The organism is Clostridium sp. TF11-13AC (assembly GCF_003481065.1).
GTDB classification, from domain to species: Bacteria; Bacillota; Clostridia; order Lachnospirales; family Lachnospiraceae; genus Otoolea; species Otoolea fessa.
In genome coordinates, this window is sequence record NZ_QUKJ01000002.1 from 392,235 (window position 1) to 417,987 (window position 25,753).

At 52.2% G+C, this 25,753-nt stretch carries 24 protein-coding genes and 2 pseudogenes; 20 read left to right on the forward strand and 6 right to left on the reverse strand.

The genetic code is table 11. From position 1 onward, the window contains the following. The first annotated feature begins 8 nt into the window (after nt 1-8). From trxA to DXD12_RS06180, 16 genes and pseudogenes are all read left to right on the forward strand, one after another. The gene (gene trxA, locus DXD12_RS06095) at nt 9-329 is read left to right on the forward strand and encodes a thioredoxin (RefSeq protein WP_107000757.1); all 321 of its coding nucleotides are present in this window, start codon (nt 9-11) and stop codon (nt 327-329) included. After that, nucleotides 326-2,020, forward strand: coding sequence for an FAD-dependent oxidoreductase (locus DXD12_RS06100; RefSeq protein WP_107000756.1), 1,695 nt, complete (start codon nt 326-328; stop codon nt 2,018-2,020). The genes trxA and DXD12_RS06100 overlap by 4 nt, the downstream gene beginning before the upstream one ends. Beyond that, nucleotides 2,017-2,688 carry a GTP pyrophosphokinase family protein gene (locus DXD12_RS06105; protein WP_107000755.1) on the forward strand — a complete coding sequence of 224 codons (672 nt, stop codon included), beginning with the start codon at nt 2,017-2,019 and terminating at the stop codon, nt 2,686-2,688. Before DXD12_RS06100 ends, DXD12_RS06105 begins: the two co-directional genes overlap by 4 nt. A gap of 343 nt (nt 2,689-3,031) precedes the next feature. Then, the gene (locus DXD12_RS06110; RefSeq protein ID WP_015553424.1) at nt 3,032-3,463 is read left to right on the forward strand and encodes an Rrf2 family transcriptional regulator; all 432 of its coding nucleotides are present in this window, start codon (nt 3,032-3,034) and stop codon (nt 3,461-3,463) included. A 22-nt stretch (nt 3,464-3,485) separates the two neighbouring features. Further along, nucleotides 3,486-5,399, forward strand: a complete 1,914-nt coding sequence (locus DXD12_RS06115) for an acyl-CoA dehydrogenase family protein (protein WP_107000754.1) — start codon at nt 3,486-3,488, stop codon at nt 5,397-5,399. A 22-nt stretch (nt 5,400-5,421) separates the two neighbouring features. After that, nucleotides 5,422-6,633: an FprA family A-type flavoprotein gene (locus DXD12_RS06120; protein ID WP_107000753.1), complete on the forward strand. Its 1,212-nt coding sequence runs from the start codon at nt 5,422-5,424 to the stop codon at nt 6,631-6,633. A gap of 165 nt (nt 6,634-6,798) precedes the next feature. Beyond that, the gene (locus DXD12_RS06125) at nt 6,799-9,315 is read left to right on the forward strand and encodes a ribonucleoside-diphosphate reductase subunit alpha (RefSeq protein WP_181357201.1); all 2,517 of its coding nucleotides are present in this window, start codon (nt 6,799-6,801) and stop codon (nt 9,313-9,315) included. Between the two features lie 10 nt (nt 9,316-9,325). Then, nucleotides 9,326-10,369, forward strand: coding sequence for a ribonucleotide-diphosphate reductase subunit beta (locus DXD12_RS06130; protein WP_118637786.1), 1,044 nt, complete (start codon nt 9,326-9,328; stop codon nt 10,367-10,369). A 37-nt stretch (nt 10,370-10,406) separates the two neighbouring features. Next, entirely contained in the window at nt 10,407-11,588 is a 1,182-nt protein-coding gene (locus tag DXD12_RS06135) for an MBL fold metallo-hydrolase (RefSeq protein WP_117567800.1), read from the forward strand. 161 nt (nt 11,589-11,749) lie between these two features. Beyond that, nucleotides 11,750-12,073, forward strand: a complete 324-nt coding sequence (locus tag DXD12_RS06140) for a thioredoxin family protein (protein WP_107000750.1) — start codon at nt 11,750-11,752, stop codon at nt 12,071-12,073. Between the two features lie 14 nt (nt 12,074-12,087). After that, complete coding sequence (trxB, locus tag DXD12_RS06145) at nt 12,088-13,017, forward strand: thioredoxin-disulfide reductase (RefSeq protein WP_117796825.1); 930 nt, start codon at nt 12,088-12,090, stop codon at nt 13,015-13,017. A 294-nt stretch (nt 13,018-13,311) separates the two neighbouring features. Beyond that, complete coding sequence (locus DXD12_RS15600) at nt 13,312-13,473, forward strand: hypothetical protein (RefSeq protein WP_243105351.1); 162 nt, start codon at nt 13,312-13,314, stop codon at nt 13,471-13,473. 582 nt (nt 13,474-14,055) lie between these two features. After that, on the forward strand, nt 14,056-14,478 hold the full coding sequence (locus DXD12_RS06160) for a type II toxin-antitoxin system PemK/MazF family toxin (protein ID WP_117484750.1): 423 nt from the start codon (nt 14,056-14,058) through the stop codon (nt 14,476-14,478). Next, the gene (locus tag DXD12_RS06165) at nt 14,471-14,701 is read left to right on the forward strand and encodes a DNA-binding protein (RefSeq protein WP_118471502.1); all 231 of its coding nucleotides are present in this window, start codon (nt 14,471-14,473) and stop codon (nt 14,699-14,701) included. Before DXD12_RS06160 ends, DXD12_RS06165 begins: the two co-directional genes overlap by 8 nt. 71 nt (nt 14,702-14,772) lie before the next feature. Next, a pseudogene (locus DXD12_RS06170) lies at nt 14,773-15,975 on the forward strand (site-specific integrase). 153 nt (nt 15,976-16,128) lie between these two features. After that, a complete protein-coding gene (locus DXD12_RS06180) occupies nt 16,129-17,340 on the forward strand; it encodes a site-specific integrase (RefSeq protein WP_118637788.1) in 1,212 nt (403 codons plus the stop codon). A gap of 338 nt (nt 17,341-17,678) precedes the next feature. Here the strand turns inward: DXD12_RS06180 and DXD12_RS06185 are convergent, their stop codons facing one another. Continuing rightward, nucleotides 17,679-18,374: a site-specific integrase gene (locus tag DXD12_RS06185; RefSeq protein ID WP_243105352.1), complete on the reverse strand. Its 696-nt coding sequence runs from the start codon at nt 18,372-18,374 to the stop codon at nt 17,679-17,681. A gap of 623 nt (nt 18,375-18,997) precedes the next feature. Here DXD12_RS06185 and DXD12_RS06195 point away from each other — a divergent pair. Further along, nucleotides 18,998-20,314 carry a hemolysin family protein gene (locus DXD12_RS06195; RefSeq protein ID WP_118637790.1) on the forward strand — a complete coding sequence of 439 codons (1,317 nt, stop codon included), beginning with the start codon at nt 18,998-19,000 and terminating at the stop codon, nt 20,312-20,314. A 211-nt stretch (nt 20,315-20,525) separates the two neighbouring features. Further along, complete coding sequence (locus tag DXD12_RS06200) at nt 20,526-20,663, forward strand: hypothetical protein (RefSeq protein ID WP_233430213.1); 138 nt, start codon at nt 20,526-20,528, stop codon at nt 20,661-20,663. 336 nt (nt 20,664-20,999) lie between these two features. Here the strand turns inward: DXD12_RS06200 and DXD12_RS06210 are convergent. From DXD12_RS06210 to DXD12_RS15265, 4 genes and pseudogenes are all read right to left on the reverse strand, one after another. Continuing rightward, nucleotides 21,000-21,241 (reverse strand): annotated as a pseudogene (locus DXD12_RS06210) (peptide-methionine (R)-S-oxide reductase); the annotation flags it as partial. Nucleotides 21,242-21,330: 89 nt separating this feature from the next. Next, on the reverse strand, nt 21,331-22,281 hold the full coding sequence (locus DXD12_RS06215) for a TlpA disulfide reductase family protein (protein WP_118637959.1): 951 nt from the start codon (nt 22,279-22,281) through the stop codon (nt 21,331-21,333). An 11-nt stretch (nt 22,282-22,292) separates the two neighbouring features. After that, nucleotides 22,293-23,186, reverse strand: a complete 894-nt coding sequence (locus tag DXD12_RS06220; RefSeq protein WP_182457039.1) for a 4Fe-4S binding protein — start codon at nt 23,184-23,186, stop codon at nt 22,293-22,295. 25 nt (nt 23,187-23,211) lie between these two features. Next, complete coding sequence (locus tag DXD12_RS15265; RefSeq protein WP_182426666.1) at nt 23,212-23,358, reverse strand: CD1871A family CXXC motif-containing protein; 147 nt, start codon at nt 23,356-23,358, stop codon at nt 23,212-23,214. Between the two features lie 147 nt (nt 23,359-23,505). Between DXD12_RS15265 and DXD12_RS06225 the strand changes: the two genes are divergently transcribed. Together DXD12_RS06225 and DXD12_RS06230 are read left to right on the forward strand one after the other, a co-directional pair. After that, on the forward strand, nt 23,506-24,183 hold the full coding sequence (locus DXD12_RS06225) for a response regulator transcription factor (RefSeq protein WP_118637794.1): 678 nt from the start codon (nt 23,506-23,508) through the stop codon (nt 24,181-24,183). Next, the gene (locus tag DXD12_RS06230) at nt 24,180-25,331 is read left to right on the forward strand and encodes a HAMP domain-containing sensor histidine kinase (RefSeq protein ID WP_118481844.1); all 1,152 of its coding nucleotides are present in this window, start codon (nt 24,180-24,182) and stop codon (nt 25,329-25,331) included. Before DXD12_RS06225 ends, DXD12_RS06230 begins: the two co-directional genes overlap by 4 nt. Here the strand turns inward: DXD12_RS06230 and DXD12_RS06235 are convergent. Next, the gene (locus tag DXD12_RS06235) at nt 25,317-25,607 is read right to left on the reverse strand and encodes a hypothetical protein (protein WP_182457032.1); all 291 of its coding nucleotides are present in this window, start codon (nt 25,605-25,607) and stop codon (nt 25,317-25,319) included. The two genes, DXD12_RS06230 and DXD12_RS06235, sit on opposite strands and share 15 nt — an antisense overlap. Between the last annotated feature and the right edge of the window lie 146 nt (nt 25,608-25,753).

Sequence of the window (25,753 nt, forward strand, 5' to 3'; positions counted from 1 at the left end):
CCTTACTCATGGCTGAACTGAAAATTACTGCTGCGAATTTTGAAAATGAGGTACTGCGTTCCGACAAGCCCATTTTGCTGGACTTCTACGCCGACTGGTGCGGACCGTGCAAAATGCTCTCTCCCATACTGCATGAGCTTGCCGAAGAAAAAAGCGGCGCGCTCAAGGTGGGAAAGGTCAATGTGGACGAGCAGATGGAGCTGGCAATGCGTTTTCAGGTGTCCAGTATCCCGATGCTGGTCGTATTCAAGGATGGAAAGGCCGTTGCCAAATCGGTGGGCTATCGGCCTAAGTCGGAGATTGCCGCAATGGTGGAGGGCGCAAGATGAAAGTTGTAATCGTAGGCGGTGTGGCGGGCGGTGCTTCTGCCGCCGCCCGCATCCGCCGTTTGGATGAACACGCGCAGATCATCATGATCGAGCGCAGCGGCTATGTGTCCTATGCCAACTGCGGTCTGCCGTATTATGTGGGCGGTGTGATCAAGGAGCAGGAAGAATTGACGCTGCAAACTCCGGAGAGCTTTTGGGATCGCTTTCGCATTGATGTGCGAGTACGGCAGGAAGTAACTGCGATCAATCCCGCAGAGAAAACCGTCACCGTCCACGCACTGGACAGCGGGAAGGTCTACACGGAAACCTATGACAAACTGCTTCTTGCCCCCGGCGCAAAGCCGACGATTCCTGCGCTTTCCGGTGTGGACAGCGAGCGGGTCTTTACCCTGCGCACCGTGGAAGACACCCTCCGCATTCGACGCTTTGTAGAGGATCAGAAGCCGAAAACCGCTGTTTTGGCTGGCGGCGGCTTTATCGGTCTGGAAATGGCGGAAAACCTTGTGGAGATGGGCGTTTCGGTTACCATCGTCCAGCGTCTGAAGCAGCTATTAGCGCCGCTGGATGCGGATATGGCCAGCTTTGTCCATGCGGAAATGCGCAGACACGGTGTGGCTCTGCGGTTGGATGAAACCGTCACCGGATTCCGACAGGACGGAGATTCCGTGCTGACGCTGCTGGAGGAAAGTGAGCCGCTGCGCTCCGACATGGTGCTGCTGGCCATCGGCGTCACGCCGGACACCCATCTGGCAAAAGAGGCCGGACTTGAGCTGGGCATCCGGGGCAGCATCGCTGTCAACGAGCGGATGGAAACCTCCGTGCCGGATATCTACGCTGTGGGCGATGCCGTAGAGGTCACCCATTTCGTGACCGGCCAAAAAGCATTGATCTCGCTGGCGGGGCCTGCCAACAAGCAGGGACGCATTGCCGCTGACAATATCTGCGGCGGAAACAGCCGCTTTCACGGCTCTCAGGGCTCGTCTGTTCTGAAACTGTTTGGCTTGACAGCGGCCTCCACGGGGATCAATGAGAAGGCAGCGCAGGCAGCAGGGATCGCTTACGACAAAGTCGTATTATTCCCGGCATCCCACGCTATCTATTATCCCGGCGCACAGTCTATGGCAATGAAGGTGATGTATGAAAAAGAAAGCCTGCGGCTGCTGGGTGCGCAGATCGTTGGCGGCGAGGGCGTGGACAAGCGCATTGATGTACTGGCAACGGCCATTCGCGCAAAAATGACAGCCTTGGAACTGACGGAGCTTGACCTTTCCTATGCGCCGCCCTATTCCTCTGCCAAAGACCCGGTCAATATGGCCGGTTTTATGATCGAGGATTTGGAGAGCGGGAAGGTACGGCAGTTCCATTGGAATGAGGTTGAGGACTTGCCTTGCGATGGCAATGCGACACTGCTGGATGTCCGTACAGAAGGCGAATATCGGCGTGGGCACTTGAATGGATTCCGCAATATTCCACTGGACGATCTGCGGGAGCATTTGGACGAGTTAGACCGGGGTAAGCCTGTTTATGTGAATTGCCAGACAGGGCTTCGCAGTTATCTGGCCTGCCGACTTTTGACGCAGTACGGTTTCACCTGTTCCCATCTCTCCGGCGGATACAGTTTTTATCAGGTCGTAATACAAGAGCGGCAGACAGCGCGGAGCGCCTATCCCTGCGGAATGGAGAAGCTATGAGTGAGAATTTATTTGGCTTGACGGTTGCGGCAGATAAAGGCTTAGATGATTTGCAGTGCCAGCGCCTTTTAAGCGAAAATCGCAGGTATCAGGAAGTCATGCTGCAATACCGATGTGCGCTGAAAGCACTGGAAAGCAGGTTGGAAATTCTAAACGAAGAGTTTTCATTGCAGCATGATCGCAATCCGATAGAAAGTATAAAAAGCCGCTTGAAGTCGCCGTCCAGCATTATGAATAAGATGCAGAAACGCGGACTTCCTCTGGATTTTCCGACCATGCAGACAAATATCATGGATATTGCCGGTGTGCGGGTGATCTGCTCTTTCGAGGAGGATGTGTTCTTTTTGGCAAAGTGCTTAAAAAAACAGTCTGACATTGAAATCATCACAGAGAAAGATTATATTTCACACCCTAAGCCAAATGGCTATCGCAGTCTGCACCTGACGCTCCGGCTGCCGGTATTCTTTGCGGAAAAAGTGATCCATGTGCCGGTGGAGATACAACTCCGTACAATCGCTATGGACTTCTGGGCAAGCCTTGAGCATACCATCCGCTATAAGAAAAACTTGCCGATAAATGCTGAAGTCGAAACTGAACTGAAAGAGTGCGCCGATTCCAGCAGAGAATGGGACGGTAAGATGGAACATTTACTGCATATCATAACATAATGTGTCGAATATAAAATGAAAAGCACGCACTTTGGTGCTTGCCTTGGACTTGCCAGGGACCGCCTTATCCGCCTTGGGTGGGCGACCCCTGCGACCCCCAACCAATTTCTCCGCTTTCTGGTTTTCAGGCATAGTCTTTTCTGCTTTCGGCGGACTGCCACGGCACAGCTTTTTCGGCTTCTATATTGTAAGGAACATGGCTTTTCGCTGAATGGAAAGCGAAGCTGACCCGGGCTGGAGCGGTCTGTGTTAAAACGATATATTTTTTTGGAAATTATCTTGATAAAATTTATCAAGATTGATATAATGGCATTAACAAGCAAGCGAAAAGAGGATGTGGAGCATGATCATCACCAAAGAGACGGACTACGCACTGCGCATTTTGCGGGTGCTGCTGGACGGGGAGAAGCATTCGGTGGCCGAGATGTCGGAAACGGAATTGATCCCCAATCAGTTTGCCTACCAGATTCTGCGCAAGCTCTCCGCTGGCAATTTGGTGCGGGTGAGCCGCGGCGCCCTCGGCGGCTGCGCGCTGTCCTGCGATCTGGACGCGACCTCCCTCTACGATCTCATGGGGGTCGTGGGGGAGCGGGGCATCCTGTGCGCCTGCATGGAGCCGGGATATGAATGCCGCTGGCAGGACAAGCATGGGCGGTGCGCCATCCACTGTCAGCTGGCGGCCTTGCAGCAAAAGCAGGACGAGGCTTTCCGTGCCGTGAGCCTGCGCAGGCTGCTGACCGGCGGATCCGATCCCCAAGATACAAGCAAGCTGTAAAATTTTAAGAGGAGGTACCCATATGCTGTTTCAAACCACGGCGGCGCACGAAGAGCTGCGCGCGAAGATCCGGAGTTTTGCGGAGGAGGAGATCAAGCCCCTCGCATTTTTAATGGATCAGAACAATGAGTTTCCCGAGGAGGCTGTCAAGAAGCTGGGTAAGCTGGGCTGGATGGGCATTCCCTACCCCAAGGAGTACGGCGGTGCCGGTCTTGATGCCCTGAGCTACGCCATCGCGGTGGAGGAGCTGGCCCGTGTGGACGGCGGCGCGGGCGTAATCCTCTCCGCCCACGTCTCCCTAGGCTCATGGCCCATTTTCGCCTATGGCACCGAGGAGCAGAAGAAGAAATATCTGGTTCCGCTGGCCAAGGGCGAGAAGATCGGCGCCTTCGGCCTCACGGAGTCCAACGCCGGATCCGACGCCGGCGGCACGGAGACCACGGCGCTGGATAAGGGGGACTACTACCTCCTCAACGGCGGCAAGATCTTCATTACCAACGCCCCTAAGGCGGACACCTATGTGGTTTTCGCCGTCACCACGCCGGACATCGGCACCCGGGGCATCTCCGCTTTCATCGTGGAGAAGGGCTGGAAGGGCTTTGAGTTCGGCGACCACTATGACAAGATGGGCATTCGCTCCTCCTCCACGGCGGAGCTGATCTTCAACGACGTGAAGGTTCCCAAGGAAAACCTATTGGGCAAGGAGGGCGAGGGCTTCAAGATTGCCATGTCCACGCTGGACGGCGGACGCATCGGCATCGCCGCGCAGGCGCTGGGCATCGCCCAAGGCGCGTTTGAGCACGCGTTGAGCTATTCCAAGGAGCGCGTCCAGTTCGGCAAGCCCATCGCGGCCCAGCAGAGCATCGCCTTCAAGCTGGCGGATATGGCCACCAAGCTGCGCTGCGCCCGGTTCCTCATCTACTCCGCGGCGGAGCTGAAGGAGCAGCACGCGCCTTACGGCATGGAGTCCGCCATGGCGAAGATGTACGCCTCGGACATCGCGCTGGAGGTCACCAACGATGCCTTGCAGATCCACGGCGGCAGTGGCTTCCTCAAGGGCATGGAGGTGGAACGGGCCTACCGCGACGCCAAGATCACCACCATCTACGAGGGCACTAACGAGATCCAGCGGGTGGTCATCGCCTCTCATCTGGTGGGCAGGCTGGGCAAGAGCTCCGGCGGCGAGAGCCGTTCGGCGGCCAAGAAACCCGCGCCCATCACCGGCATTCGCAAAAAGACCATCTTCCGGGAAGGGGATGCTGCCCAGCAGGTGGCCGACCTTGTAGCGGCGCTGAAGAAGGATGGTCACGACTTCTCCGTGGGCATCCCTATGGATACGCCCATCCCGCAGGCGGAGCGGGTGGTCTCCGCGGGCAAGGGCATCGGGGAGAAAAAGAACATGAAACTGGTAGAGTCGCTGGCCAAGGCTGCCGGCGCGGCCATCGGTTCTTCCCGCCCTGTGGCGGAGACTCTCAAATATCTGCCGCTGAACCGCTATGTGGGTATGTCCGGTCAGAAGTTCACCGGCAATCTGTACATCGCCTGTGGCATCTCCGGCGCATCCCAGCACCTTAAGGGCATCAAGGACGCCTCCACCATCGTGGCCATCAATAAGAACGGTAACGCGCCTATCTTCAAGAACTGCGACTACGGCATCGTGGGCGATGTGGAGGAGATCCTGCCCCTGCTCACTGCTGCGCTGGATAGCGGCGAAAAGCTGCCCGCGCCGCCTATGGTAAAGATGAAGCGGCCCACACCGCCGAAGCCCGCCCCCATCGGCGACCGTTACGTCTGCAGCGGCTGCGGCTACGAGTATGTGCCGGAGTTGGGCGACGAGGACGGCGAGATCGCGCCGGGTACGCTCTTTGAGCAGCTTCCCGCCGAGTGGGTGTGCCCGGAGTGCGCGGAGACGAAGGATCAATTTGTAAAGGCTTGAGCCGTGAAGGAGGTAAGATAAGATGTATTGCGTGCGTAAAGTAACAAACGACCTCTACTGGGTGGGCGCCAACGACCATCGCCTGGCCCTGTTTGAAAACTGCTTTCCCATTCCCCGGGGCGTAAGCTACAACGCTTACTGCCTGCTGGATGAAAAGACGGTGCTCTTTGACACGGTGGACTGGTCTGCCTGCCGCCAGCTTTTGGAAAATCTGGCGTATGTGCTGGATGGCCGCGAGCTGGACTACCTGCTGGTCAACCATCTGGAGCCGGATCACGCCGCCTGCATCGAGGAGATCCTGCTGCGCCATCCTAAGGTGAAGCTGATCTCCAACGAGAAGGCATTCATGCTCATGCGGCAGTTCGGCTTCCATGTGGACGGACATGAGTGCATCGAGGTGAAGGAGGGCGACACCTTCTCCTTTGGCAAGCACACCGTCACCTTTGTGGGCGCGCCTATGGTTCACTGGCCGGAGGCCATGGTGACCCTCGACGTCACCGACGGCGTCCTCTTTTCCGCCGACGCCTTCGGCACCTTCGGCGCGCTGGACGGTAAGCTGTTCGCCGACGAGGTGGACTTCGAGCGGGACTGGCTGGACGACGCCCGCCGCTATCTCACCAACATCGTGGGCAAGTACGGCCCCCACATCCAGCTCCTGCTGAAAAAGGCCGGCGGCGTTTTGGATCAGATCCAGTACATCTGCCCGCTCCACGGCCCCGTGTGGCGCAAGGATCTGGGCTGGTTCATCGAAAAGTACGACACATGGAGCCGCTATGCCCCTGAGACCCAGGGCGTGCTCATCGTCTACGCCTCCATGTACGGCAACACGGAGAACGCGGCGCAGGCGCTGGCGGCGTCGCTCTGCGATAAGGGCATGAGCAAGGTGGCGATGTACGATGTGTCCTCCACTCATGTCTCCCAGCTGATTTCCGAGGCGTTTAAGTACAGTCACATTGTCCTGGCCTCTGTGACCTACAATCTCGGCATCTACCCCGCCATGCATGACTTCCTCATGGATATGAAGGCACTGAATCTGCAAAACCGCACCTTTGCCATCATTGAAAACGGCTCATGGGCGGTGAAGTCCGGTGACCTCATGCAGAAATTTGTCAACGATGAGCTTAAGAACATGACGGTGCTCAACGAGCGGCTCAGCCTCGCCTCGTCCATGGGCACGGACAAGCGCACTGAGCTGGAAGCACTGGCGGACGCCATTCTGGAATCTATGAAGTAACTGGCAGGAAAGCCAAAACCAAGACAACAGACAACAAACAGCCCCGCCGTGTCGGCTGCAGAAAAACTGGCTTTCAAAAATAGAGCGGGCAAGCGTGATACTGCGCTTGCCCGCTCTTTGCCCAAAAGGACATGAAAAGTGACCGGAGAAGATGAGAGGATCGAAATGGAGATCAGAAAACGAAACGGGAAGTCTGTTCCTTTTCAACAGGAGAAAATTTTCAACGCCATGAAAAAAGCGTTTGATGGACAGGGAAGGGAGATTGGGGGCGGAGAACTGGAGGAGATCCTCGCCGCCGTTCTCAACAATCTCTCCGTCACAGTACCGCTCACCGTGGAACGTGTGCAGGACGAGGTGGAGCGGACGCTCATGGAGCGCGGACACTATGAGGTGGCCAAGGCGTACATCCTCTATCGCGAAAAGCGGTCTGCGCTGCGCCGCGTCCGGCATACCATCGCGCAGACGGTGGGGGATAACTCGCTTGACGAGGTGCTGCGCCGTATCCAGATGGATTTTACCGAGGAAATCTACTCCCTCGCGGCGCTTCAAATGAAGTTTGAGAGCTTCTGTCGCCCGGGCATGACGGAGGATGAGAGGGCTGAGGCACTGACCAAGGCAGCGGTAGAGCTGACTACGGCAGAGGCACCCAAGTGGGAGTTCATCGCGGCGCGGCTTCTGAACCACTCCTTTCGCTGTCGCAACGCACAGGAATGGGAGGGGCGCGGCGTCGGCGACCTCTATGGCAGGCTTCGCTATCTGACGGATAAGGGACTCTACGGTGACTATATTCTTGCCCACTATACCCACGAGGAGATCGCTATGGCGGAGGACTTTCTCTGCCCGGAACGGGACGAGTTGTTCACCTACTCCGGCCTTGACCTGCTGCTCAAACGCTATGTGATCCAGTCACGCAGCCGCGTGCCGCTGGAAACACCGCAGGAGATGTTTTTGGGTATCGCGCTGCATCTTGCTATGAACGAAGGCTCTGACCGCATGGGGTGGGTAAAACGCTTTTACGATATGCTCAGCCGTATGGAGGTCACGATGGCGACACCTACCATGTCCAACGCACGAAAGCCCTACCATCAGCTTTCAAGCTGCTTTGTGGACACTGTGCCGGACAGTCTGGACGGCATCTACCGCTCGCTGGACAACTTCGCAAAGGTCTCTAAATTTGGCGGTGGAATGGGGATGTACTTCGGTAAGGTGCGCGCTGCAGGCAGCACCATCCGCGGCTTTCAAGGGGCGGCGGGCGGTGTTATCCGCTGGATCCGGTTGGTCAACGACACCGCCGTGGCGGTGGATCAGTTGGGGATGCGGCAGGGCGCTGCGGCGGTTTACTTAGACGCATGGCACCGGGATCTACCTGAATTCCTTCAACTGCGCACCAACAACGGCGACGACCGCATGAAGGCGCATGATGTGTTTCCCGCCGTGTGCTATCCGGATCTCTTCTGGCGACTGGCGGAGGAGAACATAGACGCGCCGTGGCATCTCATGTGTCCGCATGAGATCCTCACGGTCAAGGGCTACGCACTGGAGGATTACTGGGGTACGGAATGGGAGAAGCGGTATCTGGACTGCGTCAATGACCCGCGCATCGAAAAGCGCAGCGTCACCGTCAAGGACATCGTGCGGCTGGTGCTTCGCTCGGCAGTGGAGACCGGCACGCCCTTCGCCTTCAACCGCGACAGCGTAAATCGTATGAACCCAAACGGCCACACGGGAATGATCTATTGCTCCAATCTCTGCACGGAGATCGCACAGAACATGGCGCCCATCGAGCATATCAGCACTGAGGTGCACACGGAGAACGGCGACACAGTGGTGGTGACGGCCACACTCCCCGGTGAGTTTGTGGTCTGCAACCTGGCGAGTCTGTCTCTCGGTAATCTGGCGGTGGAGGACGAGGCCTATATGGAACGCACGGTGGAAACGGCCATCCGCGCACTGGATAATGTGATCGACCTCAACTTCTACCCGTTGGAATACGCGCGGCTTACCAATCAGAAGTACCGCAGCATCGGCCTGGGCGTCAGCGGCTACCACCACATGCTGGCAAAGCGCGGCATCCGATGGGAGAGCGATGAGCACCTTGCCTTCACCGATGCGGTATTCGAGCATATCAACTACGCCGCCGTCAAGGCGGACACAGCACTGGCACGGGAAAAGGGCCGCTATGCGCTCTTTGAGGGCAGCGACTGGCAGACAGGCGCGTATTTTGAAAAGCGAGGTTATACCTCAGAAAAGTGGCGGGCGCTTGCGGAAACGGTGGCGGTGCAGGGAATGCGCAACGCCTATCTGCTGGCTGTCGCACCCACTTCCAGCACATCCATCCTCTCCGGCACGTCGGCGGGCATCGATCCAATTATGAAGAAATTCTTTTTAGAGGAAAAAAAGGGCAGCATGCTGCCCCGCGTTGCTCCGGAGCTTTCTATGGATACATGGTGGTACTATAAGGCGGCGCATCTGATCGACCAAAGCTGGTCGGTACGCGCCGCGGGCTTTCGCCAGAGACATATTGACCAGGCGCAGAGCATGAATCTCTATATCACCAACGACTATTCCATGCGTCAGGTGCTCAGACTGTATTTGGAGGCGTGGAGGGCCGGCGTCAAGACCATTTATTATGTCCGCAGCAAGGCCCTTGAGGTCGAGGCCTGTGAAAGCTGCTCGTCATAAGGAGGATAGCATGATGGAACTGAAGAAAAAGCCCCTCTTTAACCCGGAGGGCGACCCTGATGTGCGCCTGCGGCGCATGATCGGCGGCAATACCACCAACCTCAACGACTTCAACAATATGAAGTACGCTTGGGTCAGCGACTGGTACCGGCAGGCCATGAACAACTTTTGGATCCCTGAGGAGATCAATCTCTCGCAGGATGTGAAGGACTATCCCCGCCTGCTGTCAGCCGAGCGCAGCGCCTACGATAAAATTCTGAGTTTTCTTGTCTTTTTGGATTCCATTCAGACAGCGAACCTGCCTAATATCGGCGCCTACATTACAGCCAACGAGGTCAATCTCTGCCTGTCCATTCAGGCGTTTCAGGAGTGTGTCCACTCACAGAGCTACAGCTATATGCTCGACACCATCTGTTCCCCCGTGGAGCGCAATGACATCCTCTACCAATGGAAAACGGACGAGCATCTGCTGCGCCGCAACACCTTCATTGGGGACTGCTACAACGAGTTTCAGGAGCGGAAGGACGCTCCCACGCTGCTGCGCGTGATGATGGCGAACTATATTTTGGAGGGCATCTATTTTTACAGCGGCTTTATGTTCTTCTACAATCTCTCCCGAAACGGGAAGATGCCCGGCTCGGCGCAGGAGATCCGCTATATAAACCGCGACGAGAACACGCACTTGTGGCTGTTCCGCAATATCATCACGGAGCTGCAAAAGGAGCAGCCGGAGTTGTTCACCGCCGAGAGCGTACAAGCGCTGCGCGAGATGATGCGTGAGGGCGTGGAGCAGGAGATCGCATGGGGGCATTATGTGATCGGCGACGACATCCCGGGGTTGAACCGGCAGATGATTAGCGATTACATCCGCTATCTCGGGAATCTTCGCTGGACGAGCCTTGGCTATCCGGCATTGTATCCGGGCTTTGAGCGCGAACCGGAGAGCATGGAATGGGTCAGCCAGTACGCTGACGCCAATATGGTCAAGACCGATTTCTTTGAGGCACGCAGTACCGCCTACGCCAAGAGCACCGCACTGATAGACGATTTATAAGAAAACCAAAGACATCAGAATAGGAGGTATTTTTTATATGGATATCCGAACGGTAACAGATGCCATCCGCTATGTAGGGGTGGATGATAACACATTGGCACTCTTTGAAAACCAGTACCCCGTCCAGCCTATGGGAGTGAGCTACAACTCCTATGTCATTCTGGACGAGAAAATCGCCGTGATGGACAGCGTGGACGCACGGGCGGCGGAGGAATGGCTTTCCAATGTAGCGCAGGTGTTGGGGGGGCGCAACCCCGATTATCTTGTGGTCACACACATGGAGCCGGATCATTCCGGCAGCCTCATGCGGATAGCGCAAGAGTACCCGGAGATGAAGATCGTGGGAAACGCGAAAACATTTACCCTGATCAAGCAGTTCTTTGGCACGGGTGCATTGTCGGAAGACCGTATGCTGGAGGTTGGCGAGGGCAGCACGATCTCTCTGGGCTCACACCGGCTGCGCTTCCTGCTGGCACCGATGGTACACTGGCCGGAGGTGATGACGGCGTATGAGGAAACGGAAAAAATCCTGTTCTCGGCGGATGCCTTCGGACGCTTTGGCTCACTGGAACGGACTGCCCGTGCCCCCTGGGTGCCGCAGGCCCGACGGTATTATTACAATATTATCGGGAAATATGGCGCACAGGTGCAGGCTCTGCTGAAAAAGACCTCCGCGCTGGAGATCCAAACGATCTGCCCGCTCCATGGTCCCGTGCTTACAGAAGGGCTGGAGGAGTGTCTGCGGCTCTATGATCTCTGGTCACAATGGGAACCAGAAGAATCGGAGAGCATACTGATTGCCCACGCATCCATCCATGGAAATACTGCCCATGCGGCGAAGACCCTCAAGGGTAAATTAGAGAAAAAAGGCGTGCAGGTCAGCATATGTGATCTCACTGTGACAGATCTTTCCTACGCTGTTGCCAGTGCGTTCTACTGCGGGAAACTGGTGTTGGCCTGCTCCACTTATGACGGAGGACTGTTCCCGCCCATGAAGGCCTTTTTGGATCATTTACAGACAAAGGGATTCCGAAACCGCCGGATCGGCCTCATGGAAAACGGCTCATGGGCCCCTGCTTCCGCGCGGCTGATGCGCGCCGAGTTGGAAAAGATGAAGGAACTCCGACTGTGTGAAACGGAGGTATCGCTGCGCGGCGCACTGAACCAAACCAGCGAAGCGCAGATGGACGCTCTTGTGGCGGAGCTCTGCGCGGAATAAGCTGCAACAAACCGCAGCTATTCTCGTACAGATGATGGTCTTACTCATCTGCTTTATGTCCCAAGGGCAGAGTACCGTCATCTCAGGTTGAGGTCACGATGTGGTGTGGGGCGAGAACGGAGTCTTGAGAATACCCAAACAAAAGAAAGGAGCTGACAGATATGGCAGCTATGAATATGAATCAGGAGCAGTTTGAGCAGGCGACCCGGGGCGAAAAGCCCGTTTTGGTGGATTTCTGGGCGCCCTGGTGCGGCTATTGCCGGAGGATCGGCCCTGCGTATGAGAAGATTGGAGAGGAATACGCGGACAGCCTCGTTGTCAGCAAGATCAATATTGACGAGGAGCCGCGGCTGGCGGGGGCCGAGGGGATCGAGGTCATCCCAACTCTGGTGCTGTACCGGAACGGAAAGGCCGTGGATTCCATCACCGCGCCCGGCTCAAAGGCAGAGATCGACCGCTTCATTCAGGAAGCCTTGGCGAAATAACGGAGGATTCAGATATGAACAACAATCATGTTTATGATATGCTCGTGGTGGGCGGCGGCCCGGGCGGCTACACCGCCGCCCTGTACGCGGCCCGGGCGGGGCTGGACACCGTCGTGCTGGAAAAGCTGTCTGCTGGCGGGCAGATGGCCCTGACCGAGCAGATCGACAACTACCCCGGCTTTGAGAACGGGATCGACGGCTTCTCTCTGGCGGAGAAGATGCAAAAGCAGGCGGAGCGTTTTGGGGCACGCAGCGAATACGCGGAAGTTCTCCGCATGGATCTGACGGCGGTTCCCAAGCTCGTGGAGACCAGCGAGGGGATCTTCCGGGGAAAAACCGTGGTGCTGGCCACCGGCGCAGACCCCAGAACGCTGGGCGTTGCCGGAGAGACGGAGCTGTTGGGCCGGGGCGTGGCCTACTGCGCCGCCTGCGATGGGATGTTTTACAAGGACAAAACGGTGGTCGTGGTGGGCGGCGGCAATTCCGCCGCGGCAGATGCCCTCCTTCTCAGCCGCGTGGCGAAAAAGGTGATCCTCGTCCACCGCAGAGACACCCTGCGGGCCACCAAGATCTATCACGAGCCACTGGAACAGACCGAAAATGTGGAATTCCGCTGGAACAGCACCGTTTCCGCGCTGCTTTCCGGGGACAGGCTGACCGGCGTACGCCTGCGGGACACCGTCACCGGTGAGGAAAGCGTGGTGGACTGCGACGGCGTATTTGTCAGCGTGGGCCGACAGCCCGCCACGGCGCTGGCGGTGGGTCAACTGGCGCTGGACGGCGGCGGCTATATCGTGGCCGGAGAGACCACGGAAACCAGTATTCCCGGCGTTTACGCCGTGGGCGACGTGCGGACGAAGCCCCTCCGTCAGGTGGTCACCGCCGTAGCGGACGGCGCGGTGGCAGTCCACATGGCGGAGAAATATATCGCGGAAAACCGATAAGGAAGGTAGATTGAAAAAGCCATGTTTAAGGTCAGGCCGGATACGACCGCAGTGGGGATGCCGACATATCTGCAAGGAAAACTGCCAGAGTGATGGCAGATAAGATCACCCATGTAAGATCGGGAGATATGTTGTCTCTCCATATCCAGTCCACGCAACAGTGAGCAACTGAACACGAAACACAGCCACAGATGTACTCTGCGGCTGTGCTTTTATGCATAGTACTTACGGAAAGGATTCGATGAGCAGATTTCTGTGATACGGATTTTGGATTCTCGCAGAGAGGAATTTCGATTGAGTAAAGCATATGAGCAGAAAATTGACGTGGTAAATGTCATTACTGCTCCAGAAATTGGAATGCTGATTATTCATGCAGAAGGAGCATATGATCAGTTTAAGCGTTCTGGAAAAAAACAAGCGAATTTTGTAAAACAAATCTTCGGATGCATGATGTGAAGTCGTATGAGATAGAATCGTCTTCGATGCCTCGTTGGGAAACCAACGAGGTATTTTTTTTGCCCCAATCCGACTGCATAGGACACTGAAAAAATCAAAACAAACCATATGTAGTCCTGCAAGGACAACCAAAGTGCGCCTACGAGGCCAACGCGAAACCGGAGGATTCTTGTTAAACTTACTTTGTAAGGACGAAAGTCCGGATGTCCCTTGAAAACTGAATACTCATTCTTCAGGTACATTCCTGTTTGGTCGAGCCATCGACTGCACGCCATGAAGCCCATCGGGGCGATAGCGGTTTCGCAGAAGCAAATGCCGGATTGCAACCGGCGGCGGTGCTAAAGCCAGACAGGGACAATGATACTTCCGTAATTCGCGGTCCGGCCATAAGGAAGGCGGGATGGTTAAATTCCAATGGAGCAGTGAAGCACACTGCCGCCTGTGAGAAATCCTACATCTCTGGGGTGATAAGAAAAAGTACAGAGAAACCATATTTTCAGAAAGCACTGCTGGGTGCTGTATCAGCATGATACCTGGCAGGCTTTATCCATATCAGTGTATGGAGATTGGAGACAACAGAAAATGAAAGAAAACTGGGTTTATCGGCGAGGTGATTTATATCTCGCCAATCTCGGTGTTCCGGTTGGATCAAAGCAGGGCGGTGTTCGTCCTGTTGTGGTTCTTCAGAATGATGCCGGTAATTATTATGCGCCGACAATCACGATTGCTCCGCTGACATCGAAAATTGAGAAGAAGCGAAAGCAGCCAACGCATTTCTTTCTCCGTAAAGCAAAGGGACTGGCAAAACCGTCTATGGTATTGGCAGAACAGCTCGACACCTGCGACAAGATATGCGTGATTCGCTATCTTGGGCGGGTAAGTAAGGGGCAGATGCGTGGGATCGACGAAGCTGTAAGGATTCAGCTTGGTTATTACATTCCGGAACAGGCAGAGAAAAAAAGACAGGGCAAATGCCGAAAGGAAGGCGAAGAAGGCGATGGATAAACTGATTACAAGGAAGGAAGCAGCCAGTATACTGGGAATCAGCGTAAAAACACTGGATGCTGCAAGAACAGACGGTTTGATCTCCTATGTTCAGTATGTGGAAAACGGCTGCGTTTATTTCACGGAAGTGGGGCTTCAGGAGTACATTGCAAAATGTACACACCGTGCAAAACCGATGGAACGTGCTGCGACATATCGCAAACCTCGAAGCTTTCGGCGGTGAAAATCGACATCGTTGAGTATGGACGATGAATCCGCAATAATGAAAGCAACAACAGAATTGGAGGTAATGATATGGCGGCAAGAAGAATGATGATTCCCGATTATGGTACGGTGAGTATGAAGGGAACGCAGTATTATCGAACCCGTGTAACAGATCAGCAGGGGCGGCGGGTTTCCTTATATGCAAGAACGAGAGAGGAACTGTACCAGAAGGAACAGGAAGCGATCCAGCAGATTGAGAACAAGACGTATCGCCGCAGTACACCTACAGTGGAGGAGTATTGCGAGAAATGGTTGCTGATGTAGTCGGCACAGATCAGGATGACAACGCTGATTGACTATACATCGAAAGTGAAGAACTACATCATTAAGCCATTGGGCGATATGCATATGGGAGATGTAACAGCAGATGACATTCGCCTGGCACTGCTGGCGGCATCAAAAAAGTCGGCATCCGTGTACAAATCGGTGAGCGTTATATATAAGTGTATTTTTACGGCAGCAATGGAGAGCAAGATCATTGATGAGAATCCGACCATCTATCTGAAGAAGAATGTGGGAGGAATTCCCCAGAAGGAACGCCTCCCGCTTACGGATGAGCAGGTGGATAAGCTGCTGGATGCCATTTACGGCTTGCCGCCGTATGTGTTTGTAATGCTGGGGCTGTACGCAGGATTGCGGAGAGAAGAAATCCTCGGACTTCAATGGGATTCGGTGTATCTTGATTGCGAGGCTCCGTACCTTACCGTTCGGAGAGCCTGGCATACGGAGCATAATCGTCCGGTGATTCTGACAGAGCTGAAAACAAAGGCAGCGCATCGGAATGTCCCTCTGCCGGACAATCTTCTGGAATGTTTGAAAGAGGCGAAGAATACATCGACATCGGATTATGTGGTTGCAAACCGGGATGGAGACCCGTTGTCCTATACGCAATTCAAGAGATTATGGCAGTATATCGTAACCCGTACCACCAAGGAACGCTGCTATTATCGCTATGAAGATGGCAAGAGGGTAAAGCATACGGTGAAGCCGGTTCTGGGGCAAAAGGCGGCACACAATGGAAATGTGGTTTACAGTCTGGACTTTGAGGTGACTCCGCATCAGCTGCGGCACACCTATATTACGAATCTGATTCATGCTTCGGTTGATCCGAAGACAGTTCAGTATCTTGCCGGTCATGAAAGCAGCAAGATCACCATGGATATTTACGCCAAGGTGAAATACAATCGCCCAGAGCAGCTCGCAGGAGTGCTGGAAGATGCTTTTGCATCGTGAGATTAAGAGTAAATCAGAAAAAACTTAGGGCAGGGATGGTCAAAAATCCCTGCCCTTTTTACATACATTCGACATCCTTGAAGGAAGTGGTGTACGCCATGATAATAAAAGTGACAACACGCAATATATGAAGATAGACGAGGAGGAGAACACATGGCTAAAGGAAAAAAGCGTCCTGCTGAACTTCCGGAATACGGAACAGTGATGATGAAAGGGGTACAGTATTATCGTACCCGAATTACAGATGCAGACGGAAAGAGAGTGGCAATCTATGGGCTGACACGCGAAGAATTGTATGACCGGGTGGAAGATGCCCAGAAGAAAATTGCAGAAGTGGTTTTCCACAGAGAGAATCCGACCGTGGAAGAGTACTGCGAAAAATGGCTGCTGATGCGGTCTGGAACGGTAAGAACCAATACGTTGGAGGGATACGAGCGGATGGTGAATCGGTACATCGTGGATCCAATTGGACAGATGTATATGGATGAGGTGACCACAGATGACCTGCGGCTGCTGATGGTTCCGCTATCAAAAGGTTCTTCCGGAATGTATGGTCAGCTTAATATGCTGATTAAGAACATTTTTAATTCGGCAGAAGAGAGCAAGGTGATCAAAGAGAATCCATCCAAAACGATTTGCGCAAGAGGAGGAAAGCCTGCGAAACGGCGCGAAGCTTTGACGGATGAACAGACTGCCATTTTGCTGGATAGCATTCGTGAGCTACCACCGTATGTTTTCGTAATGATCGGCTTGTACGCGGGATTGCGTAGAGAAGAGATTCTTGGACTTCAATGGGACTGCGTATTCCTGGATGAAAAAACGCCGTACATTTCTGTAAGGCGTGCATGGCATGTGGAAGGCGGTGAGCCGGTGGTCAACACACTTTTGAAGACTCCGGCAGCGAAGCGAGATGTTCCGATTCCCAAATGCCTGGTAGCCTGTCTCAAGGAAGCAAGGGAAAAATCAGAATCGGAATATGTGATCTCCAATTCAAAGGGAACTGTTTTGACGGAAGCACAGTTTGTGAGGGTCTGGAAGTACATAACAGTCCGTTCCACCGCAGAACGCTGTTATTACACCTATGTAAATGGGCAGTCCATCAAGCATAGAATAAAGCCAAGGCTTGGTGAGCATCAGCCGAACAATCCCAAGCTGGTGTATACGATGGACTTCAAGGTGACTCCGCACATGCTGCGGCACACCTACATCACCAATCTGATTTACAAAGGTGTTGATCCAAAGACGGTGCAGTATTTGGCAGGCCATGAGAACAGCAAAACGACTATGGACATCTATGCGAAAGTCAAGTATAATAAACCTGAGAAATTAAGCAGCGTTGTGAATGCTGCATTCGGGCTGCGTTAAACGGCACCAAAAATCTCGCGATTTCGTGGGTTTACCTATGGGTTTACTGAGAGAGGGAAGCCCGAAAAAACGCATGAATACTGGACTTTTGGGATCAAGGTCAGGTGAATACGGTCTTAAAGCAGCTCGTCGCGCTCCGCAGTTCAGCAAGCGATAATCTACAGAACTCGAATTTACGTTCAAATTCTTGTTTTACAAGGGTTTGTGGAGCTGTCAGATGTGGTGAAAAGCGGTGGAATTTACTCAGTTCGCAACGCATTTGCAACACGTTTGCAACAAAAATATCTAAAAAATATAGGACACTTTTCGGTGATAGGCACTGGAGAGTGTCCTTTTTGCTATGCAGATTTTGTATCGGCAGTTACGCTGTCCTCATTTTCTAAGGTTTTGTTGATTGCGTCTACAAGAACCTGCATATCTAAGTGAGTATAAACTTTTTCTGTCAAAGTCATAGCACCGGAGTGCCCCACAATTTTCTTGATTGTTGTATCCTGAACACCAGCTTCCGATAACATGGAAATGCAGGTATGTCGAGTACAATGTGGTGTACGGTCAATTCCAATCTGTTCCACAAGAGGAGTCCAATAGCTGTCATAGTAATTGAGATAAAGAAATCTTTTGCCATCCTCTGTATGAAGAAGATATTCGCAATCATGACAAGAATTATACCAGTCTTTATAGTAGGGAAGGAGCTTGTCAGCAATCGGAACTTTTCGGATTCCGTTTTCTGTTTTACTGTCAATTACATCAAAATATTGTTCTTCCAAATGCACATTTTCTTTCTTCAAATCAAGAAATTCAGAGATACGTGTGCCATTATAGAGCAGCATGAGGATAATCTGATAGTATTTATCCTCTTTCATTGTCCAGACTTTTGCGACTTCTTCTTTCGTGAATTTTGTACGTGTATGCTTGTTTGGATTGCGGTCTTTGTACTGGGTGATTTCAATAAAAGTAGAATAATCTTTGTTGCAGATGTCATTCTTCAATGCAAATTCATATAACTGGTTGAACAGGATTTTGATTTTCTTCAATGTGGGAAAATTCTTTCCGCAGGTGTCAATAACCTGTTGTAAAGACGAATTATCATATTCATCTGGTATTTAGTGAACGGAAAATGTTGGAACAACCCGAAGTAAAGGTTGCTACCCGAAATATGTTTTATGATGAGCAGGGAAAGCATAGACGCACAAAGAAAGAGGTTTTAGACGAGAATGAGTGATATACAAGCATGTGCAAGGGAGATTGTGAATAAAGAAATGATTTATCAATAAGGAAGATGATATGGTGGAAAGCAAGTCTGAAAATGGCTTGCTTTTTACTTTAAAATGATGTTAAGTGATGATAAAGAAAATTGAATTTCCCAAAGAAATTAAAAATAATCGGATTTTATGTTTTACATAAATTTAACACACTTTTGCTTTTTTCGAATTGATTATGTTAGGTCTTTTTGTTATACTGTACTACAATACTATTTGAGAGGAGGAATATTTAACATGGACGAAAGTGATAATGATTCTGAAGCGAACCAATTCAATAGAATTTTTATTTATATATCGCAAGGCATGGACTATGTATTCGGAACATAGACCATGTCTTTTGTTGCTTTTAAGTAAGTGTGATATTTAGATAATTTTATTGTAGAAAGGTTTTATTTATGAGTACATCAATTTTTATTCTTTTAGTAGTGCAGATTATTTTAATTATATTAAACGCGATTTTTGCGAGTGCAGAGATCGCTGTTTTATCAATGAATGAAACAAAGCTAGAACGAATGGCAGAACAAGGTAATGGTCGGGCAAAGAGATTAGTACGATTAACGCAAGAGCCGGCACGATTTCTTGCGACAATTCAGGTTGCAATCACATTGTCGGGATTTTTAGGAAGTGCTTTTGCAGCAGATAATTTCTCAGAACCTTTAGTTGATTGGGTTGTTGGGATGGGTGTGAATATTCCACGTTCTACTTTAGATACCATAGCTGTTATATTGATTACATTGATTTTATCATATTTCACGTTGGTTTTTGGCGAATTAGTTCCAAAGAGAATCGCAATGAAAAAATCTGAAGAACTGGCAATGGGGATTTCAGGATTGGTTACGGGAATCTCTATCCTATTTAAGCCAATCGTTTCATTTCTTTCAATATCAACAAATATTGTCTTGAGGATTTGTGGTATTGATCCAAATGAAGCGGAAGATCAAGTAGGTGAAGAAGAAATACGTATGCTTGTTGATGCGGGAAGTGAAAAAGGAACAATAGATCATCAAGAAAAAGAGTTTATTCAAAATGTTTTTGAATTTAATGATATTATGGCTGGTACGATTGCTACACATCGAACAGATGTGACAATATTATGGATGTCTGATGATGTGAAGGAGTGGGATGAAACAATCCACAATACACGACATACCCTTTATCCCGTCTGTGGAGATTCGATAGATCATGTTATTGGCATTTTAAATGCAAAAGACTATTTTAGATTAAAAGAAAAAAGTAAGGATATGGTTATAGATTCTGCAATTTCTGCACCATACTTTGTTATGGAAACTACAAAAGCAGATGTGCTTTTTAAAAATATGAAACAATCGAAGCAATCTATGGCGATTGTATTAGATGAGTATGGTGGAGTGGTTGGAATAGTAACTCTTTTTGATTTATTAGAAGAAATTGTTGGCGATTTAAACGATATTGAACCAATATCGTCGGAAGAAGAAACTGTTATTATAAGAATAAGCGATAACAAGTGGGAAGTGAAAGGAAATATACGATTAAGTGATATTGAAGACGCTATAGGTGTTACATTTACAGCAGAAGATTGTGACACATTTACTGGATTTGTATTTCAAAAATTTGGTATGGTACCAAAGGATGGGGATACAAAAATAGAATTAGAAATAGAAAATATGCATATAATCATTGACAAAATAAAAGAACATCAAGTTGAACATGCAATTATAGAAATTTTAGAATAAAATTTTGAAATGCATTTGAAAATTATTTTAGAAACAAGGGGATATATCAGAAGAGTACATATACATTTTCAAATACAACAAGGATAGAATGATGTTGCGATAAAAAAGAGGGAGACACACATTTGTTTAATCCATGAAGTCCAATTTTGCCGTTGACGGACGAACACATGCAGAGTACCGCAAGACCAAATCGGAAATGCAGGATTGGCTTGTGGCGCAGAAGATTATGCAGGAAAACCTGAAAGAGGACGAGCAGAAAAAGAGCAGCTGCATGAGCAGGAAGTGCGGCAGGAAGAAGAAAATAGACAAAGCAGTCGATGATGGAATGTCCGGTGCAGTGTGGGTGTAATGCTCATGCTGCACCGGGCTTTTTTCTTTGAAAATGATTTTTTATAATGTTGATCTTTGACTGCTCTTAACTCAAATATTGTATCTTAACTCAAAAAAAGTTATAATACAGAAAAAGAGTTAAGAATGCAGGTGATGACATGGAATATCTCGATAAAGTTCTTGGAGTCAAGGTTACCTATGAGGACGTAGAGTTTAAGCACGGAGTGACTGTCTTGGATGCGGCATATTTGATTCCATTTAAGGCAAAAGCATGGATGGATTTGACAGATCGTAAGGCCGCAGGAGAACATGTTGATAGCAAAAATATTAAGAAACATAACAGTATTTTGCGAACTCATTCCTCGAACAGATACAGAAGATATCCGTAACCCTCTGCTTTCATCTTTGCGTAAGGCACAAAGCGCAGGGCCGCACTGTTGATACAGTAGCGCACGCCATTGGGGACTCCGGATCGCCAGTGAACACATGACCAAGGTGAGAATCTCCGGCACGGCTTCTGACCTCTGTACGGCGCATGCCGTGGCTCAGGTCCTCCAGTTCCACCACGGCAGGCTCTTCAATGGGCTTTGTGAAAGCCGCTCAGCAGCAGTACCGCGGTGAGCAGAAGCGGCAATACTCTCCGATACATGGTGTATCCCTCCTTTCGGAGAAGATAAATTCGTTTGTCAGCCCATATCGGCGGCAAGAGCCTGGTCGATGAGCTTTTGCAGAGTCTCCGCCTGTTTCTTTTCCGTGATGGCGCCTACGATGGGTTCACCCACGATATTGCCGCTGCGGTCGACCACATAGGTGGTGGGATAGGCAAAGATGTTGGTGGTAAACTTTCCCGCCTCACCGTCGGAGTCAAAATACACATTCTGATAGGTGGCGCCCTTCTTGGCAAGCACATCCTTCGCCTCGGAAATTGCCGTTTCGTCGCCGTCCAGCGTGAAGGTGTTGACGCCGATGAGGGAGCCGCCCTTCTCCGCCAGTTCCTTGTTCAGCGCATCCAGCTCGGAAAGCTCGCCTACGCAAGGATTGCAGGTGGTGAACCAGAAATTCACCACGGTGACGGCGTTGGCGGAGAACAGCTCGTCGCTCTTCACCGTGTTGCCATCCAGGTCCTTGCCCTCAAAGACGGGGAATTTCTGCATGCTGCCGTCATCAGGCGGCGTGGTCATGTCGCTGCCCGCGGGCACGCTCATAGCGCCATCCGTAGATTGCTGTGCCGCCTCGGGGTACTTTTTCTCTATCATGGTCAGCTTGTTTTCAATCTCGCGGATCTTCTCTGCCGCCTCCTTGAGCAGCTTCAGCTCATCCTCCGTAAACTGATCTTTGGAACCTTCGATGGTGTCCAACAAGAACTCACCATAGTTTTTGCCGTCCTCCTGCATGGTCATGCCCTTGTCGGCCGCTATGAAAACTTTTTCCCAAAGCGCTGTGTTCTCCGAGAGAATGGCATTTTCCTGCGCCATCAGCTCCTTGTGCATGGCAACCGCTTCCTTGGCATTCTTCGGTTCGCTACTCATTCCGTCCATTTTGTCTCCGCCCTTTGTGGCGCAGGCTGCCAGAGAGAGCACCATCAGTGCAGTAAGCAGCAGCGCCAGAATTCTGTCGGCAGTATTCGTCCTATTCATCTTCATTCGTTTTATTCCTCCCTGTTAGTGTTGTTTGTCTGTAGTGTTTCCGCTGCTTTTGCCTTATCTTTACCGTCTCCGAAGCCGTAGCGGAAGCACACGGCTTTCGTCGGACAGGCGCGGAAGCACATTCCGCAGCGGATGCACTCGGTATGGTTGGGCGTTTTCGTCACATCCACATCCATCTTGCAGGCTCTGGCGCATTTCCCGCAGGAAACGCACTTATTCTTATCCACCTTCATCTGGAAGAGGGACACCCGGTTGAACAGCGCGTAGAACGCGCCCAGCGGGCAGAGCCACTTGCAGAACGGTCGGTAGAACAGTACGCTCAGCGCAATCACCGACAGCAGGATGCTGAATTTCCATGTAAACAGCTTGCCCAGCGCCGTCCGGATGCCGGAATTGGCAAGGGACAGCGGGATGGCTCCCTCCAGCACGCCTTGGGGGCAGAGGTATTTGCAGAAGAACGGATCTCCCATGCCAACATCGTTCACAAGGAACGCCGGTAGCAGGAAAACCATCACCAGCAGGACAGCGTATTTCAGGTATGTCAGCGGCTTCAGCCTCTTTGTGGAAAGCTTCTTAGTGGGGATTTTGTGCAGCAGCTCCTGAAACCAGCCGAAGGGGCATAGAAAGCCGCAGATAAAGCGCCCCAGCAGCACGCCCAGCAGAATGAGGAAGCCTATGATATAGTAGGAGAAGCTGAACTTGGAAGACCCCACCACCGCCTGAAACGCACCAATGGGGCAGGCCCCAGACGCCGACGGACAGGAGTAGCAGTTCAGCCCCGGCACGCAGACGGTCTTCCCCGCCCCCTGATACAGTCCGCCCTTGAGAAAGTTCGGCAGATGCAGGTTGGTCAGCAGCGTCGCCCCCGCCTGAATCCAGCCCCGGAAGCGGGACATTGTCTGTGAAACGCCTGAAAACTTTTTACCCAATGCCCACACACTCCAGACATAATTTGATTGCTTTGCTCAGCACTGTCGCCGCCTCGCCCCGCCAGACACCGAAGCACAGCATGGCGGCTCCGGCCATCAGCAGCGCGATCTGCGCCGCTGCCTTTTTCTCGCAACTCATTTTTCATCACCCTTTCCGATTTTCTGTCCCCATCATAGCGCGGGAGAGTTAAAGTCTCTGTTAAGAACGAAAACTTAACACAAACCTTATCTGTTTTTGCTATAATGAAAGCAACACAAAAACGAAGAAATAAAAAGGAGGGCTCTCATGCACCTTTTAGTAATTGAAGATGAACGCGCCCTGTGCGAGACCATCGTCCGCAGCCTGCGGCGGCTGGCCTACAGCGTGGACTACTGCTATGACGGGGAAAAAGCGCTGGCGCTTCTGGGCGTGGAACGATACGATCTGGTGCTTCTTGATCTGAATCTGCCGAAAAAGGACGGCATGACGGTGCTGCGCACCCTGCGGCAGACCGACCGGGAGACGCGGGTGCTGATCCTCTCCGCCCGCAGCGAAGTGGAGGACAAGGTGCAGGGGCTAGATGCCGGGGCGAACGACTATCTGGCGAAGCCCTTCCACTTGGCGGAGCTGGAGGCCCGCATCCGCAGCCTGACATTGCGGCAGTTTACCCAGCAGGATGTGCTGCTAAGCTGCGGAGACCTGACCTTTGACACCCGTTCCCGTACCGCCACCGTCAACGGGCAGACGCTGACGCTCACCCGGAAGGAAACAGGAATCCTGGAATACCTGATGGTGCATCAAGGAAGGCCAGTAAGTCAGGAGGAGCTGATGGATCACGTTTGGGACAATAGCGTGGACAGCTTCAGCAATTCCATTCGCGTCCACATCTCCGCCCTGCGCAAAAAGCTCCGCGCCGTGCTGGGCTATGACCCCATCCGCAACCGCATCGGCGAGGGCTATCTGATGGGAGGTGAGGCGGAATGAAGCGGCTTTCCCTGCAGTGGCGCATCACGCTGATGTCCGTCCTGCTCATCGGTGTCACCTGCGTGGCCATGAATCTGCTGCTGTGCTCCTCCGGTATGTATTATATGGACACCATTGCGGACAACTTACAAGGCGGCGGCACGGTGATCCTGAATGATGGCGGAGCGGCGAGCTTTGACCCACAGCTCATAGCCCCTGGCGAGGATCTGACGATCATTGTCGATGGGGTGCAGGGGCGCTTCCGCACCACCAACTGGTACATCACGGCGGCGATAACGCTGCTCAGCGGCATCCTCGCCTATTTCGTCAGCGGACGCGCGCTCAAGCCCCTGCGCAGCTTTACCTCGCAGGTGGAGCAGGTGCAGCTGAACAATCTTGCCGATATGAGGATCGATGAAGACGCTATTTCGGAGTTCCGGCAGCTGAGCCGCTCGTTCAACCAGATGCTGGAGCGGCTGAACAACGCCTTTTCCGCCCAGCGGCAGTTCACCGGCAACGCCGCCCACGAGCTGCGCACGCCACTGGCACTAATGCAGGCGCAGTTGGAGCTGTTTTCCGCGGAGCATCCTGATGTGCGACCGGAGACGGCGGAGTTCCTCACGCTTTTGCGTGAGCAGACGGAACGGCTGATACAGATGACCAGGACACTGCTGGAGATGAGCAATCTGAAGCAGGTGGCGCGGAACGAGCGGATCCAGCTCGCTCCCATGATCGAGGAGATCTTCACAGATCTTGCGCCGCTCTCAGATAAGCTTGGCGTCACGCTGACGGCGGAGGGCGACGGCATTATGACCGGCAGCGATGCACTGATTTACCGGCTGATCTTCAACCTGACGGAGAATGCTGTCAAGTACAACCGGCCGGGCGGCTCGGTACGGGTTTCTGTCACTCAGGAGTTGGAAAAGCTCCTGCTCCGCGTCTCCGACACCGGCTGCGGCATCCCGGAGGTGTATCAGCGCAGTATCTTCCAGCCCTTCTTCCGGGTGGACAAGTCTCGCAGCCGGGAATACGGTGGCGCAGGACTGGGGCTCTCACTGGTATGGGAGATCGCCGACCTCCACGGCGGCTCCGTTTGGGTGGAGAAAAGTTCGGAGAAGGGCACTACCATTGCGGTGGGGTTGCCAACGCAACAATCAACGAAGCCCTAAAACACTTTTATTCGTTTTTCGCTGCTTCGCTTGCCGCCCTGCGGCGTCCCTCTCCGTATTTTCACGCTCCAATTCCGCCGCACGGAGCTTGCTGTGGACAGACTTATAATCAGAAATTTCCTGTTTCAAACTGTCAATCTCAGCCCTGAGTTTTGCAATTAGCTTGTTTGCCGCATCCACCGCCTTTTGCAGTTTGGATTCCTTTTTCTCTGCTGTAACGTACTTCTTTGCCAGAGTGGAAAGTCGGTCAAAGTCCTCACGCTCCACGGCAACCATGCTCGTCCAGCGCGGGCTTGGAATCCCACTTTTTGCTCATACTGACCTGCTGTATTTAAATAACCCTATTAACACAATTTTATTAGGAGCAGTATAACTGCTGACGGCGTAGAATCTTGGTGGCTAACTTGGTGGATACCTTGATG

Bases quoted from the DNA above. Each gene is read 5' to 3' on its own strand.
- DXD12_RS06215 (WP_118637959.1), bottom strand. From the start codon at position 22,281: ATGAATAGGACGAATACTGCCGACAGAATTCTGGCGCTGCTGCTTACT.
- DXD12_RS06225 (WP_118637794.1), top strand. From the start codon at position 23,506: ATGCACCTTTTAGTAATTGAAGATGAACGCGCCCTGTGCGAGACCATC.
- trxA (WP_107000757.1), top strand. From the start codon at position 9: ATGGCTGAACTGAAAATTACTGCTGCGAATTTTGAAAATGAGGTACTG.
- DXD12_RS06160 (WP_117484750.1), top strand. From the start codon at position 14,056: ATGAAAGAAAACTGGGTTTATCGGCGAGGTGATTTATATCTCGCCAAT.
- DXD12_RS06165 (WP_118471502.1), top strand. From the start codon at position 14,471: ATGGATAAACTGATTACAAGGAAGGAAGCAGCCAGTATACTGGGAATC.
- DXD12_RS15265 (WP_182426666.1), bottom strand. From the start codon at position 23,358: ATGAGTTGCGAGAAAAAGGCAGCGGCGCAGATCGCGCTGCTGATGGCC.
- DXD12_RS06115 (WP_107000754.1), top strand. From the start codon at position 3,486: ATGCTGTTTCAAACCACGGCGGCGCACGAAGAGCTGCGCGCGAAGATC.
- DXD12_RS06195 (WP_118637790.1), top strand. From the start codon at position 18,998: ATGAGTACATCAATTTTTATTCTTTTAGTAGTGCAGATTATTTTAATT.
- DXD12_RS06105 (WP_107000755.1), top strand. From the start codon at position 2,017: ATGAGTGAGAATTTATTTGGCTTGACGGTTGCGGCAGATAAAGGCTTA.
- DXD12_RS06100 (WP_107000756.1), top strand. From the start codon at position 326: ATGAAAGTTGTAATCGTAGGCGGTGTGGCGGGCGGTGCTTCTGCCGCC.
- DXD12_RS06110 (WP_015553424.1), top strand. From the start codon at position 3,032: ATGATCATCACCAAAGAGACGGACTACGCACTGCGCATTTTGCGGGTG.
- DXD12_RS06230 (WP_118481844.1), top strand. From the start codon at position 24,180: ATGAAGCGGCTTTCCCTGCAGTGGCGCATCACGCTGATGTCCGTCCTG.
- DXD12_RS06180 (WP_118637788.1), top strand. From the start codon at position 16,129: ATGGCTAAAGGAAAAAAGCGTCCTGCTGAACTTCCGGAATACGGAACA.
- DXD12_RS06125 (WP_181357201.1), top strand. From the start codon at position 6,799: ATGGAGATCAGAAAACGAAACGGGAAGTCTGTTCCTTTTCAACAGGAG.
- DXD12_RS06220 (WP_182457039.1), bottom strand. From the start codon at position 23,186: ATGTCCCGCTTCCGGGGCTGGATTCAGGCGGGGGCGACGCTGCTGACC.
- trxB (WP_117796825.1), top strand. From the start codon at position 12,088: ATGAACAACAATCATGTTTATGATATGCTCGTGGTGGGCGGCGGCCCG.
- DXD12_RS06130 (WP_118637786.1), top strand. From the start codon at position 9,326: ATGATGGAACTGAAGAAAAAGCCCCTCTTTAACCCGGAGGGCGACCCT.
- DXD12_RS06120 (WP_107000753.1), top strand. From the start codon at position 5,422: ATGTATTGCGTGCGTAAAGTAACAAACGACCTCTACTGGGTGGGCGCC.
- DXD12_RS06135 (WP_117567800.1), top strand. From the start codon at position 10,407: ATGGATATCCGAACGGTAACAGATGCCATCCGCTATGTAGGGGTGGAT.
- DXD12_RS06140 (WP_107000750.1), top strand. From the start codon at position 11,750: ATGGCAGCTATGAATATGAATCAGGAGCAGTTTGAGCAGGCGACCCGG.
- DXD12_RS06235 (WP_182457032.1), bottom strand. From the start codon at position 25,607: ATGGTTGCCGTGGAGCGTGAGGACTTTGACCGACTTTCCACTCTGGCA.